The organism is Paraburkholderia sp. BL10I2N1 (assembly GCF_004361815.1).
GTDB lineage: Bacteria > Pseudomonadota > Gammaproteobacteria > Burkholderiales > Burkholderiaceae > Paraburkholderia.
Window position 1 is genome coordinate 2,092,309 of record NZ_SNWA01000001.1, and the last position, 14,940, is coordinate 2,107,248.

Sequence of the window (14,940 nt, forward strand, 5' to 3'; positions counted from 1 at the left end):
AACGCGCGGCGGTTGCCCGGCAGACAACGACAATCATGGAAAGCCGTCTGTTCTCCCACATGTTCGGCAATGCCGCTCGCGATTTCGGTCAGCCAGTCATGCTATGGCAGGTCGCGATCCTGTTCGTCACGCTGGCGATCGCGTGGCTTCTCGCCCGGCTGCTGCGCCGCACGCTCGACACGCGAAGCGAATCGCGCTACCAGACGGTGCGCTTCGGCGCGGAAAGTCTGAGGAAGGCGCTCTTTCCGCTTCTGGGCGGCATACTTGTCTGGATTGCGCAGGCGATTACGGCGCAGTTCATGCGCACGTCGCTGCTCGATCTGGCGCTCGTGCCACTGTTTGGCATCGGCCTCATCTACATCGTCTTCTACGTCGCGCGCAGGGTGCTCAGCCGCGACGGCCAGGCGCACACCCTGCTGTTCCTCGTCGAGAAGGTGGTGTCGATCGTCGTCTGGATCGGTATGGTGCTGACCGTGATGGACATCCAGGACGACGTAATCTCGTGGATGGGCAGCGTCCGGTTCCGCGTCGCGAATGCGCACATGACGCTGCTGTCGATGACGACCGGCCTGCTGTGGGTTTGCGTCACCATGATCGTCGCGATGTGGCTCGGAGCCGCTCTCGAAGACCGGCTGATGCGCTCGGCCACGCTCGATGGGAACCTGAAGGTCGTGCTGGCCCGTATCGGTCGGGCACTCCTGATACTGGCGGCGATTCTCATCAGCCTTTCACTGGTCGGCATCGATGTGACCGTGCTGGGTGTATTTGGCGGCGCGCTCGGTGTCGGGCTCGGCTTCGGGATGCAGAAAATCGCGAGCAACTATGTGTCGGGTTTCATCATCCTGATCGACCGGTCGCTCCGGATCGGCGACACCATCAACGTGACCGGCCTGCAGGGCAGGGTCACGCAGATCCGGACGCGCTATACGGTGGTGCGCGGACTCGACGGCATCGAAACGCTGATTCCGAACGAAAAGCTGATCACCGATGTCGTGCAGAACCAGTCGTCTTACCTGACGCGCGGCTATTCGAAGGCGGCGGTGCAGATCGCCTACACGTCCGATCTCGACAAGGCGATGGCGCTGCTGGTCGAGGCCGCGCGGGATGTGCCGCGTGTGCTGCAGGAGCCGGCGCCGACACCTTATCTGGTCGGCTTCGGCCAGGACGGTATCAATCTCGAGCTTGGTTTCTGGATTGAGAATGCGGCGCAGGGAACGTCTGGGGTCCGCTCGACTATCAATCTGAACATCTGGCGGTTGTTTGTCGCGAATGACATTTCGATCCCGTTCGCACAGCGCGAAGTGCGGATCGTCGGCGGCGCCAGCGACATACTGCCGCAGTCGGTAACTGTGACCGGACGACCGGCCGCCGGAGTGGACGGCGGCGCCTGAAGCGGCTGGGTGGTGTCGCCGCCCTTCAATGGCCTTCCGATTTCCCTTCAAACTTGACCCGCCACGCACCAGCTTTCTTGATGTGCTACAAAAAAATCCTTATTTGTTACAAACACTTGGAACGGTTCTAGTAAAATGCCGTCGGACTCTTAAATTTGCTTTCACTTTCTTGACATCCCCCTCGCGCGGATGTCGCACGTCTCACAGGTAAATTGACTTGTTGAATTCCCTGCTCGACTTTCTTGCCCACGGACTGCTGCGTCTTTCGTGGTGGCAACTCGTGCTGTACACGCTGGCCGTGACGCACGTCACGATCATTGGCGTGACGGTTTATCTGCATCGCTGCCAGGCGCACCGCGCGCTCGATCTGCATCCGGTCGTCAGTCACTTCTTCCGTTTCTGGTTGTGGATGACCACTGGCATGCTGACCGCTCAGTGGGCTGCGATTCACCGCAAGCATCACGCGAAGTGCGAGACAGAAGAAGATCCGCACAGCCCGCAGACGCGCGGCATCTGGAAGGTGCTGCTCGAAGGCGCGGAACTGTATCGCGCCGAGGCAAAGAATGAAGAAACGCTGCGCAAGTTCAGTCATGGCACGCCTAACGACTGGATGGAGCGCAACGTCTACACGAAGTACCCGATCCTCGGCATCAGCCTGATGATGGTGATGAACGTTGGCCTGTTCGGCATCGTCGGCCTCACGATCTGGGCCGTCCAGATGATCTGGATCCCGTTCTGGGCAGCAGGCGTTGTCAATGGCCTGGCTCACTGGTGGGGTTACCGTAACTTCAACTCGTCGGACGCGAGCACGAACATTTTCCCGTGGGGCATCCTGATCGGTGGCGAAGAACTGCATAACAACCACCACACCTACGCGACGTCGGCAAAGCTGTCGAACAAGTGGTACGAGTTCGATATCGGCTGGATGTACATCCGCATCATGTCGGCGTTCAGGCTCGCCAAGGTGAAGAAGGTCGCGCCGACGCCGCGACTTACCACGGGCAAGCTCGTGCTCGACCAGGACACGCTGCAAGCTGTGCTCGCGAACCGCTATGAAGTCATGGCTCGTTACGGCAAGGCGCTCAAGCGCGCGTATCGTCAGGAACTGGCGCATCTGAAGGAAGTGGGCGCGCGTGAGAAGTATCAACTGATGCGCGGCGCGCGCAAGTGGTTCCACAAAGAAGAGGATGGCCTCGACGAGCCGCAGAAGCGTCAGTTGCCGCAGATTTTCGCGGATAGTCAGAAGCTGCGCACTTACATCGAGTTGCGCGCCGAACTGGCAGCGATGTGGGAGCGTTCGAATGCTTCGCGCGAACAGTTGCTGGTCCAGTTGCAGGACTGGTGTCATCGTGCCGAACAAAGTGGCATCAAGGCCCTGCAGGAATTCGCGATGCGACTGCGTCGTTATGCCTGATCCCGAAATACTTTAAAATTTCGGTACGTCACAAAACCCCGCGTTGGCGGGGTTTTGCTTTTTGGGCCGTCCAAACGCACACAGCGTGCGCGGCGGCAGATCAGCAGGGCAGAGGAGATCATGAATCAGGCGATCAGGAGCGTCGAGTATGACCGGCCGCAGACCCAGGGTTTGACCTGCGGCGTAGGTCAGGCGTGGGCGAAGGTGCCCGAGGTGCCGTCGGCGGAAGAGAAGCTCGCGCTGAAAGCACGCATTCGCGCGTTGCTGGCGCGCGAAAAGGCGGTGCTCGTGGCGCACTATTATGTCGACGCCGAGCTGCAGGAACTTGCAGACGAAACCGGCGGTTGTGTTGCTGATTCTCTGGAAATGGCGCGTTTCGGCCGCGATCATGAAGCGCAGACGCTGGTGGTCGCTGGTGTGCGCTTCATGGGTGAGACATCGAAGATTCTAAGCCCGAACAAACGGGTTCTGATGCCAGACCTCGACGCCACCTGTTCGCTCGATCTGGGTTGTCCGGTTGATGAATTTTCGGCGTTCTGCGATGCGCATCCGGATCGCACGGTGGTCGTCTATGCGAATACCAGCGCGGCGGTGAAAGCGCGGGCGGACTGGATGGTCACGTCGTCGATCGGGCTGGAGATCGTCGCTGACCTGCATGCGCGCGGCGAAAAAATCATCTGGGCGCCGGACCGTCACCTGGGTGGCTATATCCAGAAGAAGACCGGCGCAGACATGTTGCTTTGGCAGGGTTCGTGCCTCGTTCACGACGAGTTCAAAGGCATTGAACTCGATCTGTTGCGTGCCGAATATCCGGATGCGAGGGTGCTCGTGCATCCTGAGTCGCCGGAAGGTGTGATCGCGCAGGCGGACGTCGTCGGGTCGACGACGCAACTGATCGACGCGGCGCAGCGTCTCGACGCGACGCATTTCATTGTCGCCACCGACCTCGGCATTCTTCACAAGATGCGGCTCGCGGCGCCTGGCAAGATCTTTATCGACGCGCCCACGGCCGGCAACAGCGCGACCTGCAAGAGTTGCGCGCACTGCCCGTGGATGGCGATGAACGGCCTCGCCAATCTTGCCGAAGTGCTGGAGCGTGGTCACAACGAGATCTTCGTCGATCCCGCGATTGGCGAACTTGCGCGTCTGCCGATCGACCGGATGCTCGACTTTGCCGCGCAACACAAGAAGCGCGTGCAGGCTAGCGGTGATCTCGCGCGCGACACGGCGTTGTTTTCGAATGTGGGAGCGGCGTGATGGGCGGTGTCGAATTCGCTCGGGCGGAGGCGGTTTCGCTGCTTTTCGCCGAAGTTCGGGCGCAGTATGGCGAGGCGTTCGACGCGGCTATCGCACGTAATGTGGCCGACGCGCTTGATGAAGATATCGGCCCGGGCGATCAAACGGGCCGTCTTGTACCGGCCGACGACCTGCGTGATGCCCGGATCATCGTGCGCGAGGAAGCACTGCTATGCGGGGTGCCGTGGTTCAACGAGGTCTTGCATCGCGTCGATCCGCGCATCGATGTGCGGTGGCGCTATCGCGAAGGTGACAGGATGGCGGCCGACACGGTAGTGTGCGAGCTGCGCGGTCCGGCGCGCGCACTGTTGACGGCAGAGCGGAACGCGATGAATTTCCTGCAATTGTTGTCCGGCGTAGCAACTACAACGCGGCGTTATGTCGACGCCGTCGCTCACACACAGATGCGCATTGTGGACACTCGCAAGACCTTGCCGGGCCTGCGGCTAGCGCAGAAGTACGCGGTGCGCGTCGGCGGTGGCGCGAACCAGCGGCTCGCGCTGTATGACGGCATTCTTATCAAGGAAAATCACATCGCTGCGGCAGGCGGTGTTGGCGCGGCAATAGACGCTGCGTTCGCGCTGAACGCAGGCGTGCCGATCCAGATTGAGGTCGAGACGCTCGAGCAACTCGAAACAGCGCTCGTGCATCGAGCGCAGTCCATACTGCTCGACAATTTCTCGTTCGACGCGATGCGCGACGCCGTACGTATTACGGCGGGGCGCGCAGTGCTCGAAGTATCGGGCGGCGTGAATTTCGACACCGTGCGCAAGATCGCCGAAACCGGCGTCGACCGCGTGTCGATCGGCGCATTGACGAAGGACGTGCGTGCAACCGACTATTCGATGCGGCTTGTCTGATTCCGTCGCGTTCGATTGCCAAAGAAAAACCCGCATCGCTGAACTGCACCCCAAAAGTTGGACATCTGTCCAACGATTTGGGGTGTTTTTTCATGAGCAGGCACAACGCGCGGTTCAAGCGGTCTGTTGTCAGAGATTTTCTGTCAGGCAAAGGCTGCAGTAGCAGGGAAGTGGCGGATCGGCATGGTGTGGACCACGGCACGGTGCGCAAATGGGTAGCCGCCTGGCAGGCGCACGGCGAAGCGGCGTTCAGGAAGAAGTCCAGTCATTACGACGCCCGCTTCAGGCTGAAGGTGCTGCAGTTCATGCAGACAAAGACGCTGTCGTACCGGGAAACGGCTGCGGTCTTCGATATCCGGAATCCGACATTATCGGTATCAGGAAACGCCGGTATGATTCGGGCGGAATCCAGGCACTGGAGCGTCGCCGCCGAGGACGACCCGTGAAGCAACCCAGATCATCTCCGCCGTCCGGTTCAACGAGGTCCGATGAGGCCCGCACGAAAGAAGAGCTCCTTGAAGAGCTGAATTATCTGCGCATGGAGACCGCATACCTAAAAAAACTCGATGCCTTGATCAGCTTGGAAAGCCCCAAAGCGCATCGCAAAAAGCGCAAATAGTGGCCGGGTTAAGGCATCAGTTTCCAGTCGACGGCCTGCTGAAGGTGGCAGGTGTACCGGCTCCGGTTGTCTGGACACGCTTTTGCAGCTCAGGCGGCCAGCTTCATCAGCCGTTCCTGACGGGCTTCGAGGGGTGATTTGAAGCCCAACTTTTCAAGACGCCAGTCGCGATTGTATCGATCCTTGAACGCGATGGCGGCGGCACGAACTTCCTCCAGGTTTTTGAAGATGCGTCCATGAATAGCCTGTTCCTTCATTGTCCGGTTGAATCGCTCGGCGACGCCGTTGGTCTGGGGTTCGGCGACGAAGGCATAGCTCGGCGCGATGCCCCAGAACCGGATCTGGTTACGGAAGTCGTCCGACGTGTACTGCGAACCGTGATCCATACGCAGCGACAGCCCGCGGCCCGCATCGGCGAGCACGGAACCGAATTCGTCCAGCAGCCCCTGGGAGATCGGCTCGAGGGCAGCAAAGCGGTCGCCAATCTTCGCGGCATGAATGCCGGTACACATGCCGTCGCAATGATCAACGGCCGAGAAGATCCACACCATGCCGTCGTCCACGGTCGCGATGCGCACGCCGTCGGTGCCCCACATCTCATTCGGGCAATCGGTTGTGATCCGGCCATCGTGAAGGTTGGGTTCGCCTCGCGCTTGCCGGTGCGGCGACAGCAGGCTGTGCTCGCGCATCAGTCGCAGCACGCGGGTCCGGGAGACCCGGATGTCGTGCAGGATACGCAAGCGCGCCCAGACCTTGCGATGCCCCTCGCCGATGAAGGGGGAAGCCACCAGATCGTCGCGGATGGCCTTCAGCAGGTCAGCATCGGGCATCTTCGGTTTCGGGCCGCGGCGGCCCGGGATGATCGGCACCACGTTGTCCGCTGTCCTCGCGCGGACAGCATAGATCGTCGAGCGGGGGAATCCGAGCACCTGGCAAACCCGTTGCAATCCAAAGGGCTTGTTCGCACTAACGGAGATCGCGCGGCTCATGTCGACGATCTCCGAGCGGTCAAAGGGCGACGGGCCTGCAGTTCACGTTCCTTGCGCAGGATCTCGTTTTCCATAGACAACTCGCCGACGCGCCGCACGGCGTCATTGAGCCGGGCTTCCAGGGGATCGCTGGTGCGTGCCTTCAGGCCGGCCTCCATGCCGGCCAGTGCCAGCTCACGCCATTGCTTGAGCACGGCGATCGTCACACCGACTTCACGGGACACGGCGTCGACGGGTTCGCCACGCAGCAACCGAAGCACCACGCCGCGTTTGCGACCGGTCGACCAACGCTTGACTTCGGCGGCGCCAGAGGCGCTTCCAGTCGCGCTACGCGCTCCTTCCAGCGCCTCTGGCGCAACCCCGTTTACATCTGTTTTCTTCAACATCAACAACTCCAGTTTGGGACCCACGTTTTACCCCAAATCTGTGTCCAGAAAAACAGGAGGCGCGGCACTGAAGGTGGCAGGCCTGGCGCGCAGTACTTTCTATTACCAGTGCAAGGCATCGCAGATGGCGGACAAACACGCGCAGCTCAAGGCGCGTATCCGTTCGGTATTTGAGCAGCACCAGGGGCGTATGGCTATCGGCGCATCACCAGCGCGATCCGGCGTCTGGGTACCGTTGTGAATCACAAGACTGTCCAGCGCCTGGTGCAGCTCATGAAACGGAAGTCTCCGCTGCGCCCGAAGAGATACCGGGCCTTCCGTAGGACGGTGGGACGCATTGCGCCGAACGTGCTGCAAAGGCAGTTCGATGCCGACGCGCCGAACCAGAAGTGGGTCACCGATATCACCGAGTTCCGGGTGGGCGAGCAGAAGCTCTTACCAGGCGCTGCTCTCGAAGCGCGCCTTGACGCAGAGCATGTCGCGCAAAGGCAACTGCCACGATAAGGCTTGCGTTTCACACTACACCTCCTCGCGGCGATCAGAAACGACGTCGGGATGGCGACGCCGGCAGGACAGCTTGACGCCCATCGCCTTTCTGGGCGCGTTATTGCCCGGCGGGTCGTACAGGCACTCGTTCTTGTCGCTGTAGGCGTGACCGCGGATGAGTCCGCGACGGTTCCATATCTTCACGCTCGTCGGCGTGACGTGCAGCGCGTCGGCCATCTCCTGCAGCGTCAGGAGACCCGCTTCGCGCAACCGGTCATAGCGCGGCTTCAGACAGTAGTTGCGCTGCAGGCGCGCGACCATTTTTGCATTGAAGGGCCTACCCGTGCCCGAGGGCGCACCACGTGCGTTCAGAATATTCGCGATCTGCAGGACAGTATGGTGATTGAGCAGTGCGTCAATCTCCTCGATCACCGCGGCGGGGGTGACCCATCGCTGCCACGATTTCAGCGGCAACGGCAGCCTGAGGGTCCGGTGAGCGCCGCCCTTGAAGCGGATGTGTGCGGTAACCTGCTGGTCGCGGTTCAGGGTGACGTCTTCCAGAAGCAGCCTCATCATGCGTTTGCGTTCCCGGTCGGGCGTGGCGGGATCGCGCCATAGCCGGGGGAAGTTGGACGCCAGCGAGACGATGACGGCGCGCTGCTCGTCCGTCAGGATGCGCGCGTCCTGTTCGCGGCGACGCTGATATTCCTCGTTAGCCTCAGTCAGCGCTCGAAGCTTATGGTTCCAGTCCGCTTCGAGCGAGTCGGCAACCAGCCGGTTCTCGGGGTCGACGCGCATGTAGCGACGCTGCGCCAGATCGGCTTCATACCGGGCGCGCTCCACCTGCTTGTGACGCAGACGGTCGGCTTCTTCGATGCGGGACTGGAGTTCGCGCTGAACCGCCAGGCTCACCTCAATGGCAAGCGGATTGAGCGCTTCGACGAGCAGTTCGCCAATGGCCTCATCGATGGCCGCGCCGTGGATGCGCTGGCAGACCGGTTCGGCCTGCTCGATGCCTTCGCGCTGGCAGATGTACTCGGGACACAAGCCGCCCTGGCGGCTGTGATAACGGACCGTCATGCGGTTCCCGCATCGACCACAGACCACGAGTCCCTGAAGAAGTGCTGGACCCTCACGCGGCGCGCCACGGCGCCGGTCGGCTCCGATCACCTGTGCGCTCTCATGCAAACGCTTCTGGTTGTGCTCGTACTCTTCCCAGGACAGATAACCGGCATGGGCACCCGGAATCAGCGTATCCCACTGGTCTCGCGGGGCGCGAATCACACGCGTGCGTCCATCGACTGTCCTGCGCGTATGAGTGCGACCGTAGACGAACGCGCCGGCATACCTCGGGTTGTGCAGAATGCGCACCACCTGGCTGTGACCGAGACTGCCCCACAGCAGTTCGCCTTTGTGCGGACCTTTGCAGCACCGTCGCGGAAACGCCAGCTCGAGGTGATGCGCAGCGCGTGCGGTGGCCATCGCCGATCCCGTACCGCGGAAGGTGTCGAACAGCCACCGCAGGCAGTGCTGGACCTGCTGGTCCGGATCGAGAACGACCGCGCCCGCGGCGTTATACACGAAGCCGACAGGCAGACGCATCTGCAGCTCACCACGCCTCGCCTTGCTTAGGATTCCTCCTTGCAGTCGTGCGCGCAGCACATGCAATTCGGCCTCGCTCATGGTGCCCTTCAGCCCCAGTAACAGCCGGTCGTTGAAGTGAGCAGGATCGTATACGCCATCCTCGTCAAGGATCAAGGTGTCGGTGATTGCGCAGATCTCGAGCAGCCGGTGCCAGTCGGTGGAGTTGCGCGCCAGGCGCGATACTTCCAGTCCAAGCACGATGCCGGCGTGACCCACGCCGACTTCGGCAACCAGGCGCTGGAAGCCTTCGCGATCCGCCGATGAAGCGCCGGACTGGCCGAGATCGCTGTCGATCACAATAATCCGGTCCTCGCACCACCCCAGGGCAACGGCCCGCTGGCGCAGCGCGTATTGGCGTTTGGTGCTCTCGGTGTTCTCGAACACCTGACGCAGCGTCGATTGCCGGATATACAGATAGGCGTTGCGCTTCAGATGGCTCGCCTGGACCTTCTGGTGAGGATCGCTCTTCATGCTGTTGCCTCCTGACGCCCATGTAGAAGCATTGAAGCCAGAATCATCGTCGCCTCCTGATGCAGCGTGAAGGGGACGATCCCTGTCTCACCAGGCGGCGGCTGCCGCCGTACAACCGTGGTCGCGCACTGCGCCCATGCCTGCATCCACGCTCTCATGCCGCTGCGCATCAACAGCACGAGGCCCTGGCCGCGAGGAATCTCGCACGGCAGTCCAAGTGCCTGCTGTCTCAGATCTTCATAACGCGAGATCAGTCCGTCATTGCACAGCGCACGGTCCGGCAATGACACGGACGGTTTCGTTACGGTTTTTTTTGGCGCAGAAACTGCCGTTCGATACTGCGCGGATGAACCTGTACGCCGAAGTTCTGGTGCACCAGGCTGGCCAGTCGCTCCGCTCGCACAGCCGGCTCGGCAACCCGCGCCCGGTTCAGAAACTCCATCACCGCCGGCGTCAATTTATGGCCGCTGCGCGGCCCGGTCTTCTGCGGAATCAAGGCCGCCAGTCCGCCCTGTTCGAAGGCCGCCTGAGCCTGATAGAACGACGGGCGGGAGAAACCGAATGACCTGGCCGCTTCGCTGATCGGCCGCTTGTCCACGCGCACCGCGCGCAGCATCTCGTACTTGACCTGCAGCAGATCGTGGGGATCGAAGAACTCTCCGTCCCGAAACAGCGGATGCGTCACGGCATCGGGGCGCGGATTGAGGCTCGCCTGCTCCCGCAGCGCGCGGTGCTTGTCCTCGTTGCGTCGGTCTGTCGCCATGCACGAACTCCAGAGAGGGCGGCCAAGTCAGTGTAAATATAATTATGTACCATAGTTCTGAATATGCAAGTCCAATTTCTGGAATATATGCGCGAATATGGCCGAATAAATGGACCAATACTGGAACACAGGATCGCCATAGAAGGCGACATCGGGCATGATTGACTTTACATATTCGGCGTATTTGGCTTTACACGTGCTTGCGCTGTTCATGGCTCCAGCGTCGCGATCAAACGCCCCAGTTCAAGCAGTTCTTCCACACGAAACAAGGCGCGTCCGGCAGCGACCACGTTGAATGGGTCCTCGCCGACGACGCTCGTCCAGCTGGCGGGCAACGCCCGCAGTCGGCCATTCGCGTCGTGAAACCAGACCCTGTCCTCATGCCAGTTCTGGGCGTGAAGGACCAGTTCGAATTCCTGCAAATGAAGGGGATGGTACGGATGAGTTACCTGAAAACGTCGGCTTCCAGCGTTACTCACGGGCGCAGTTGTCTGCGGACTCCAAGGCCACCACGGAAAGCTTCTTTGGCACCCTGAAGTCAGAGTCCTTTTACCCGAATCGCTTCGAGAGCATTGAAGCACTTCAGGCCGGAATCAAGCACTACATTCACTACTACGATCACAAACGCATCAAGCTAAAGCTAAAAGGGCTGAGTCCTGTGATGTACAGAACCCAGCCCTCGCGGCCCTAGCCAAACACTGTCCAACTTTGCGGGGTCAGTTCATCAACTGCGGGTTTTTCTTTTCTGGGTATTTCAGATGTTGCGGTTCGGCACGCGTTCTGGCGACAGCACGGTCGGCAGCGCTTTCGGGAGCGCTGCAGGCCAGTCGCGACTGAAATGAAGTCCCCGGCTTTCACGTCTCGAGCGCGCACTATCGACGATCAACGAGGCCACGTCCACCAGATTCCGCAGTTCGAGCAGGTCGCGGCTTACCTTGAAGTTCGCGTAATACTCGTGGATTTCGTCGCGCAGGAGTGCCAGACGATGCTTTGCTCGCGCGAGCCGTTTGTCGGTACGCACGATGCCAACGTAATTCCACATCAAGCGACGCAACTCATCCCAGTTGTGCGCGACGACAACTTCTTCGTCCGGGTCGGACACGCGGCTTTCGTCCCAATCCGGTAGCGGGGCATGTACGGCCGCGCTGAACCCTTCTTCCTCGATTGCAGCCGCCGCCGACCGGCCGATCACCAGACATTCGAGCAGCGAGTTGCTCGCAAGACGGTTCGCGCCGTGCAGGCCTGTGCAGGACGTCTCGCCGACCGCGTATAGACCGGCGAGATCCGTGCGGCCGGCCAGGTCCGTGACGACACCGCCGCATGTGTAGTGCGCAGCAGGTACGACCGGGATCGGCTCTTTCGTGATGTCGATGCCGAACTCGAGGCAGCGAGCGAGGATCGTCGGAAAGTGTTCGTGCAGGAAAGCGGATGGCTGGTGGCTGATGTCGAGGTAGACGCAATCGATGCCGCGCTTCTTGATCTCAAAGTCGATCGCCCGCGCGACGATGTCGCGCGGCGCGAGTTCGGCGCGCTCGTCGTGATTCGGCATGAAGCGGGTGCCATCTGGCAGCTTCAATATGCCGCCTTCGCCGCGTACGGCTTCCGAAATCAGGAACGACTTCGCATATGGATGGAACAGGCACGTCGGATGAAACTGGATGAACTCCATGTTCGACACGCGGCAGCCCGCGCGCCACGCCATCGCAATGCCGTCGCCGGTGGCCGTGTCGGGGTTTGTGGTGTACAGGTAGACCTTGCCTGCCCCGCCCGTCGCCAGCACCGTGTGGGGCGCCTCGATCGTCACCGTGCGGCCGCTCGCGACGTCGAGCGCATAGAGACCATGGCAGCGCCTGCCTGGCAGCCCCAGACGGTCCGATGTGATCAGGTCGATTGCGTAGTGATCTTCGAACAGCGTGATATTGGGATGCCGCCGCACGCGCTCGCTGAGCGTCGCGACGACAGCATGACCGGTTGCGTCGGCGGCATGGATGATCCGGCGGTGGCTATGACCGCCTTCGCGCGTCAGGTGAAAGCCGAGTTCCGCGGCGTGGTCCCTGGTGAACGGCACACCTTGGGCGATCAACCAGTCGATCGCTGCGCGCCCGTGCTCGACGATGAATCGTGTTGCCGCCTCGTCACACAGGCCACCGCCTGCGATCAGCGTATCGCTGACATGATTATCGACGCTGTCCGCCGAATCGAGCACGGCCGCGATGCCGCCTTGTGCCCAGTCGCTGGCGCCTTCCGTCATCGAGCGCTTGGCAATCACCGCGACGCGTCGCGTCTCGGCGAGATTCAGCGCGACGCTCAAACCAGCGAGGCCGCTGCCGACAATCGCCACATCGAAATTCATGTCCTGCTTCTCCGTATCTTTCTACTGCTGTCACTGCGGCAGCGCGCGCCGATAAGCGGTAGAGGATACCGCGTCGAGCGACTCGAGGGAAAGGCGGCTAAACGTCTGACGATGGCAGGTGCGAAGAATAAGGAGCCAGGAAAACAAAAAACCCCGCTGGAAAGCGAGGTTCATTTCGTCGAACAGGCCAAAAAAGGCCGAAACCAGATTATTTGATCTTGGTTTCTTTGTACTCAACGTGCTTACGGACGACGGGATCGAACTTCATGATCGCCATCTTTTCCGGCATGTTGCGCTTGTTCTTCGTCGTGGTGTAGAAGTGACCCGTACCAGCGGTCGACTCCAGCTTGATCTTGTCGCGTGCGCCTTTTGCCATGATTTACTCCTTAGGCTTCACCGCGTGCGCGCAAGTCTGCGAGCACGGTGTCGATACCGTTCTTGTCGATCAGGCGCAGACCGGCGTTCGAAACGCGCAGACGCACCCAACGGTTTTCGCTTTCAACCCAGAAACGGCGGTTTTGCAGATTCGGGAGAAAACGACGCTTGGTTTTGTTGTTCGCGTGGGAAACGTTGTTGCCGCTCATCGGCGCTTTCCCAGTTACTTGGCATACGCGTGCCATGAGAGCACTCCTAATACGCTTAAATTCTGAGTTCGAACGCCGAGAAAGTTTTCCCGGAAGGGGGCCGATTGCGCTGATTACAGGAATCAGCAGAAATCGATCACTACTTCCCGGTAGGCCTTGATGGCTTCGGAACAGGGTTGGAAACAGGAAAAGCGTAATTTTAGCAGGAAAAAACCCGATAAATCAAACCTTATTTGCGGCTAGCGGCTGTGGCTGCAGGCTCGCAAAACGTGGCGAGGCCTGCGTGGTCTTGCGAAAGCGCTGCTACGCCCATCCGGCGGCGGCGAATGAAAACGTCTCGTGCGCGCCGATGACGAGGTGATCGATCAACTGCACATCGATCAGCGCCAGCGTGTCGCGCAGCACGCGTGTCAGGCGGCGGTCACTTGCACTCGGCTTGACGGCGCCAGAGGGGTGATTATGCGCCACGATCAGGCTGGCTGCATTCAATGTGAGTGCGCGGCGGACTATTTCCCGCGGATAGACTGCGAGACGGGTGAGGGATCCGCGCGAACTTTCTTCTGAGCGGATCAGCCGGTGGCGGGCATCCATATATAGGCAGACGAACACTTCATACGGACGGGTGCCGATCAGAAGCCGCAGGTAGTCCTCCACGGCGCCCGGTGAATCGATCAGCGGACGTTCGCGCATCTTTTCCGCCAGCGCGCGGCGCGCCATTTCGACGATCGCGAGTAGCTGCGCCGTCTTCGCCGGGCCGATGCCGCGCAGACCGTTGAAATCGGCGGGCGTGGCGTCGAGCATGGCCCAGAGCGAGCCGAAGCGTGAAAGTAGCATGCGCGCGAGGTCGAAGACGTTGTGGCCAGGCAACCCGGAGCCAAGTATCAGCACGATCAGGTCCGTGTCCGACAGTGAGCCTGGGCCCGCATCGAGAAGCCGCTCGCGAGGCATGTCGTGGGCCGGCCAGGCGCGCCGGCGACGTGTGACCGCCTCGGGCGTTGTTTCGTTCGTCGGGGCGGCGGGCGGCGTGATGCAGTCGCTGTGTTGCATGTCATGGTCTCTCTGTGGGAAGGGGCGCTGGCGCCGCGGGCAGCAGCGTGTGGGGACCTGCACGACCGACGCTGGATATGTGGCTTACAATAGAACCTTTGCGCACGGCATTTTCGCTGCCACTCGCGCGTAAGAGCCCCTGGGATTACGCGTAGCGCGCTCCGACCGAACGAGTACTGCATGAGCATCATCGACATTTCCGAAGTGAAACGGGGTTCGCACGTCACGCTTCACTACCGGCTTTCGCTTGCCGATGGCTCGGAGATCATCAATACCTTCAATGAGAAGCCCGCTACGCTGCTGCTCGGCGCGGGTCAGCTGGCGCCGCCGCTGGAAGACATTCTGCTGGGGCTGAAGGTCGGGCACCATTCGACCTTTCAGCTAGCATCAGGTGAGGCGTTCGGGCCACGCAATCCGGAACTGATCCAGCGTGTGTCGCTCACGACGCTGCGCGAAAGCAGCATGATCGGTGAGGACTTTTCTCCGGGCGATCTCGTCGAATTCAACGCGCCTGGCGGTGGACGCTACGCGGGCGTGCTAAAGGAAGTCGGCGAAACGTCAGCCCTGTTCGATTTCAATCATCCGCTCGCTGGCCAGGCGCTGGCGTTCGAAGTGAAAATCATCGGGATTCTGTAAC

At 60.9% G+C, this 14,940-nt stretch carries 16 protein-coding genes and 2 pseudogenes; 8 read left to right on the forward strand and 10 right to left on the reverse strand.

Annotation, left to right across the window (positions count from 1 at the left end; all coding sequences use genetic code 11):
* Positions 1 to 35: 35 nt before the first annotated feature.
* The 5 genes from B0G77_RS09760 (at position 36) to B0G77_RS09780 (ending at position 5,407) form a co-directional block, all read left to right on the forward strand.
* A complete protein-coding gene (locus B0G77_RS09760) occupies positions 36 to 1,391 on the forward strand; it encodes a mechanosensitive ion channel domain-containing protein (protein WP_133661960.1) in 1,356 nt (451 codons plus the stop codon).
* Between the two features lie 217 nt (positions 1,392 to 1,608).
* Positions 1,609 to 2,805, forward strand: a complete 1,197-nt coding sequence (locus B0G77_RS09765) for a fatty acid desaturase (protein WP_133661961.1) — start codon at positions 1,609 to 1,611, stop codon at positions 2,803 to 2,805.
* Between the two features lie 120 nt (positions 2,806 to 2,925).
* The gene (gene nadA / locus B0G77_RS09770) at positions 2,926 to 4,062 is read left to right on the forward strand and encodes a quinolinate synthase NadA (RefSeq protein ID WP_133661962.1); all 1,137 of its coding nucleotides are present in this window, start codon (positions 2,926 to 2,928) and stop codon (positions 4,060 to 4,062) included.
* Positions 4,062 to 4,961, forward strand: a complete 900-nt coding sequence (gene nadC / locus B0G77_RS09775; protein WP_133661963.1) for a carboxylating nicotinate-nucleotide diphosphorylase — start codon at positions 4,062 to 4,064, stop codon at positions 4,959 to 4,961. Before nadA ends, nadC begins: the two co-directional genes overlap by 1 nt.
* Positions 4,962 to 5,053: 92 nt before the next feature.
* Entirely contained in the window at positions 5,054 to 5,407 is a 354-nt protein-coding gene (locus tag B0G77_RS09780; protein ID WP_133661964.1) for a helix-turn-helix domain-containing protein, read from the forward strand.
* Between the two features lie 262 nt (positions 5,408 to 5,669).
* Here B0G77_RS09780 and B0G77_RS09785 read toward each other — a convergent pair whose 3' ends face one another.
* Both B0G77_RS09785 and B0G77_RS09790 read right to left on the reverse strand, forming a co-directional pair.
* Complete coding sequence (locus tag B0G77_RS09785; RefSeq protein WP_133661607.1) at positions 5,670 to 6,569, reverse strand: integrase core domain-containing protein; 900 nt, start codon at positions 6,567 to 6,569, stop codon at positions 5,670 to 5,672.
* Complete coding sequence (locus B0G77_RS09790; protein WP_133661608.1) at positions 6,566 to 6,955, reverse strand: transposase; 390 nt, start codon at positions 6,953 to 6,955, stop codon at positions 6,566 to 6,568. Before B0G77_RS09790 ends, B0G77_RS09785 begins: the two co-directional genes overlap by 4 nt.
* A gap of 61 nt (positions 6,956 to 7,016) precedes the next feature.
* Here B0G77_RS09790 and B0G77_RS44150 point away from each other — a divergent pair.
* Positions 7,017 to 7,499, forward strand: a pseudogene (locus B0G77_RS44150) (IS3 family transposase); the annotation flags it as partial.
* On the opposite strand, the gene B0G77_RS09800 reads toward B0G77_RS44150, so the two are convergent.
* The 4 genes from B0G77_RS09800 to B0G77_RS09815 all read right to left on the reverse strand — a co-directional run bounded on the left by B0G77_RS09800 (position 7,475) and on the right by B0G77_RS09815 (position 10,798).
* Positions 7,475 to 9,556, reverse strand: a complete 2,082-nt coding sequence (locus B0G77_RS09800; protein WP_133660309.1) for a recombinase family protein — start codon at positions 9,554 to 9,556, stop codon at positions 7,475 to 7,477. The pseudogene B0G77_RS44150 and the gene B0G77_RS09800 sit on opposite strands and share 25 nt — an antisense overlap.
* Positions 9,553 to 9,846, reverse strand: a complete 294-nt coding sequence (locus B0G77_RS09805; RefSeq protein ID WP_133660308.1) for a hypothetical protein — start codon at positions 9,844 to 9,846, stop codon at positions 9,553 to 9,555. The genes B0G77_RS09800 and B0G77_RS09805 overlap by 4 nt, the downstream gene beginning before the upstream one ends.
* A gap of 11 nt (positions 9,847 to 9,857) precedes the next feature.
* The gene (locus B0G77_RS09810; protein WP_133660307.1) at positions 9,858 to 10,319 is read right to left on the reverse strand and encodes a helix-turn-helix domain-containing protein; all 462 of its coding nucleotides are present in this window, start codon (positions 10,317 to 10,319) and stop codon (positions 9,858 to 9,860) included.
* 209 nt (positions 10,320 to 10,528) lie between these two features.
* Complete coding sequence (locus tag B0G77_RS09815; RefSeq protein ID WP_133660306.1) at positions 10,529 to 10,798, reverse strand: DUF5372 family protein; 270 nt, start codon at positions 10,796 to 10,798, stop codon at positions 10,529 to 10,531.
* Positions 10,799 to 10,815: 17 nt separating this feature from the next.
* On the opposite strand from B0G77_RS09815, the pseudogene B0G77_RS09820 reads away from it, so the two are divergent.
* Positions 10,816 to 11,010 (forward strand): annotated as a pseudogene (locus B0G77_RS09820) (IS3 family transposase); the annotation flags it as partial.
* Between the two features lie 63 nt (positions 11,011 to 11,073).
* Here the strand turns inward: B0G77_RS09820 and nadB are convergent.
* The 4 genes from nadB to radC all read right to left on the reverse strand — a co-directional run bounded on the left by nadB (position 11,074) and on the right by radC (position 14,303).
* On the reverse strand, positions 11,074 to 12,672 hold the full coding sequence (nadB, locus tag B0G77_RS09825; RefSeq protein ID WP_133661966.1) for an L-aspartate oxidase: 1,599 nt from the start codon (positions 12,670 to 12,672) through the stop codon (positions 11,074 to 11,076).
* A 208-nt stretch (positions 12,673 to 12,880) separates the two neighbouring features.
* Complete coding sequence (rpmG, locus tag B0G77_RS09830) at positions 12,881 to 13,048, reverse strand: 50S ribosomal protein L33 (protein ID WP_121281636.1); 168 nt, start codon at positions 13,046 to 13,048, stop codon at positions 12,881 to 12,883.
* Between the two features lie 10 nt (positions 13,049 to 13,058).
* Positions 13,059 to 13,292 carry a 50S ribosomal protein L28 gene (gene rpmB / locus B0G77_RS09835; RefSeq protein ID WP_007586227.1) on the reverse strand — a complete coding sequence of 78 codons (234 nt, stop codon included), beginning with the start codon at positions 13,290 to 13,292 and terminating at the stop codon, positions 13,059 to 13,061.
* A gap of 267 nt (positions 13,293 to 13,559) precedes the next feature.
* On the reverse strand, positions 13,560 to 14,303 hold the full coding sequence (gene radC, locus B0G77_RS09840) for a DNA repair protein RadC (protein WP_133661967.1): 744 nt from the start codon (positions 14,301 to 14,303) through the stop codon (positions 13,560 to 13,562).
* A gap of 180 nt (positions 14,304 to 14,483) precedes the next feature.
* Between radC and B0G77_RS09845 the strand changes: the two genes are divergently transcribed.
* On the forward strand, positions 14,484 to 14,939 hold the full coding sequence (locus B0G77_RS09845) for a peptidylprolyl isomerase (protein ID WP_133661968.1): 456 nt from the start codon (positions 14,484 to 14,486) through the stop codon (positions 14,937 to 14,939).
* Position 14,940: the final 1 nt, after the last annotated feature.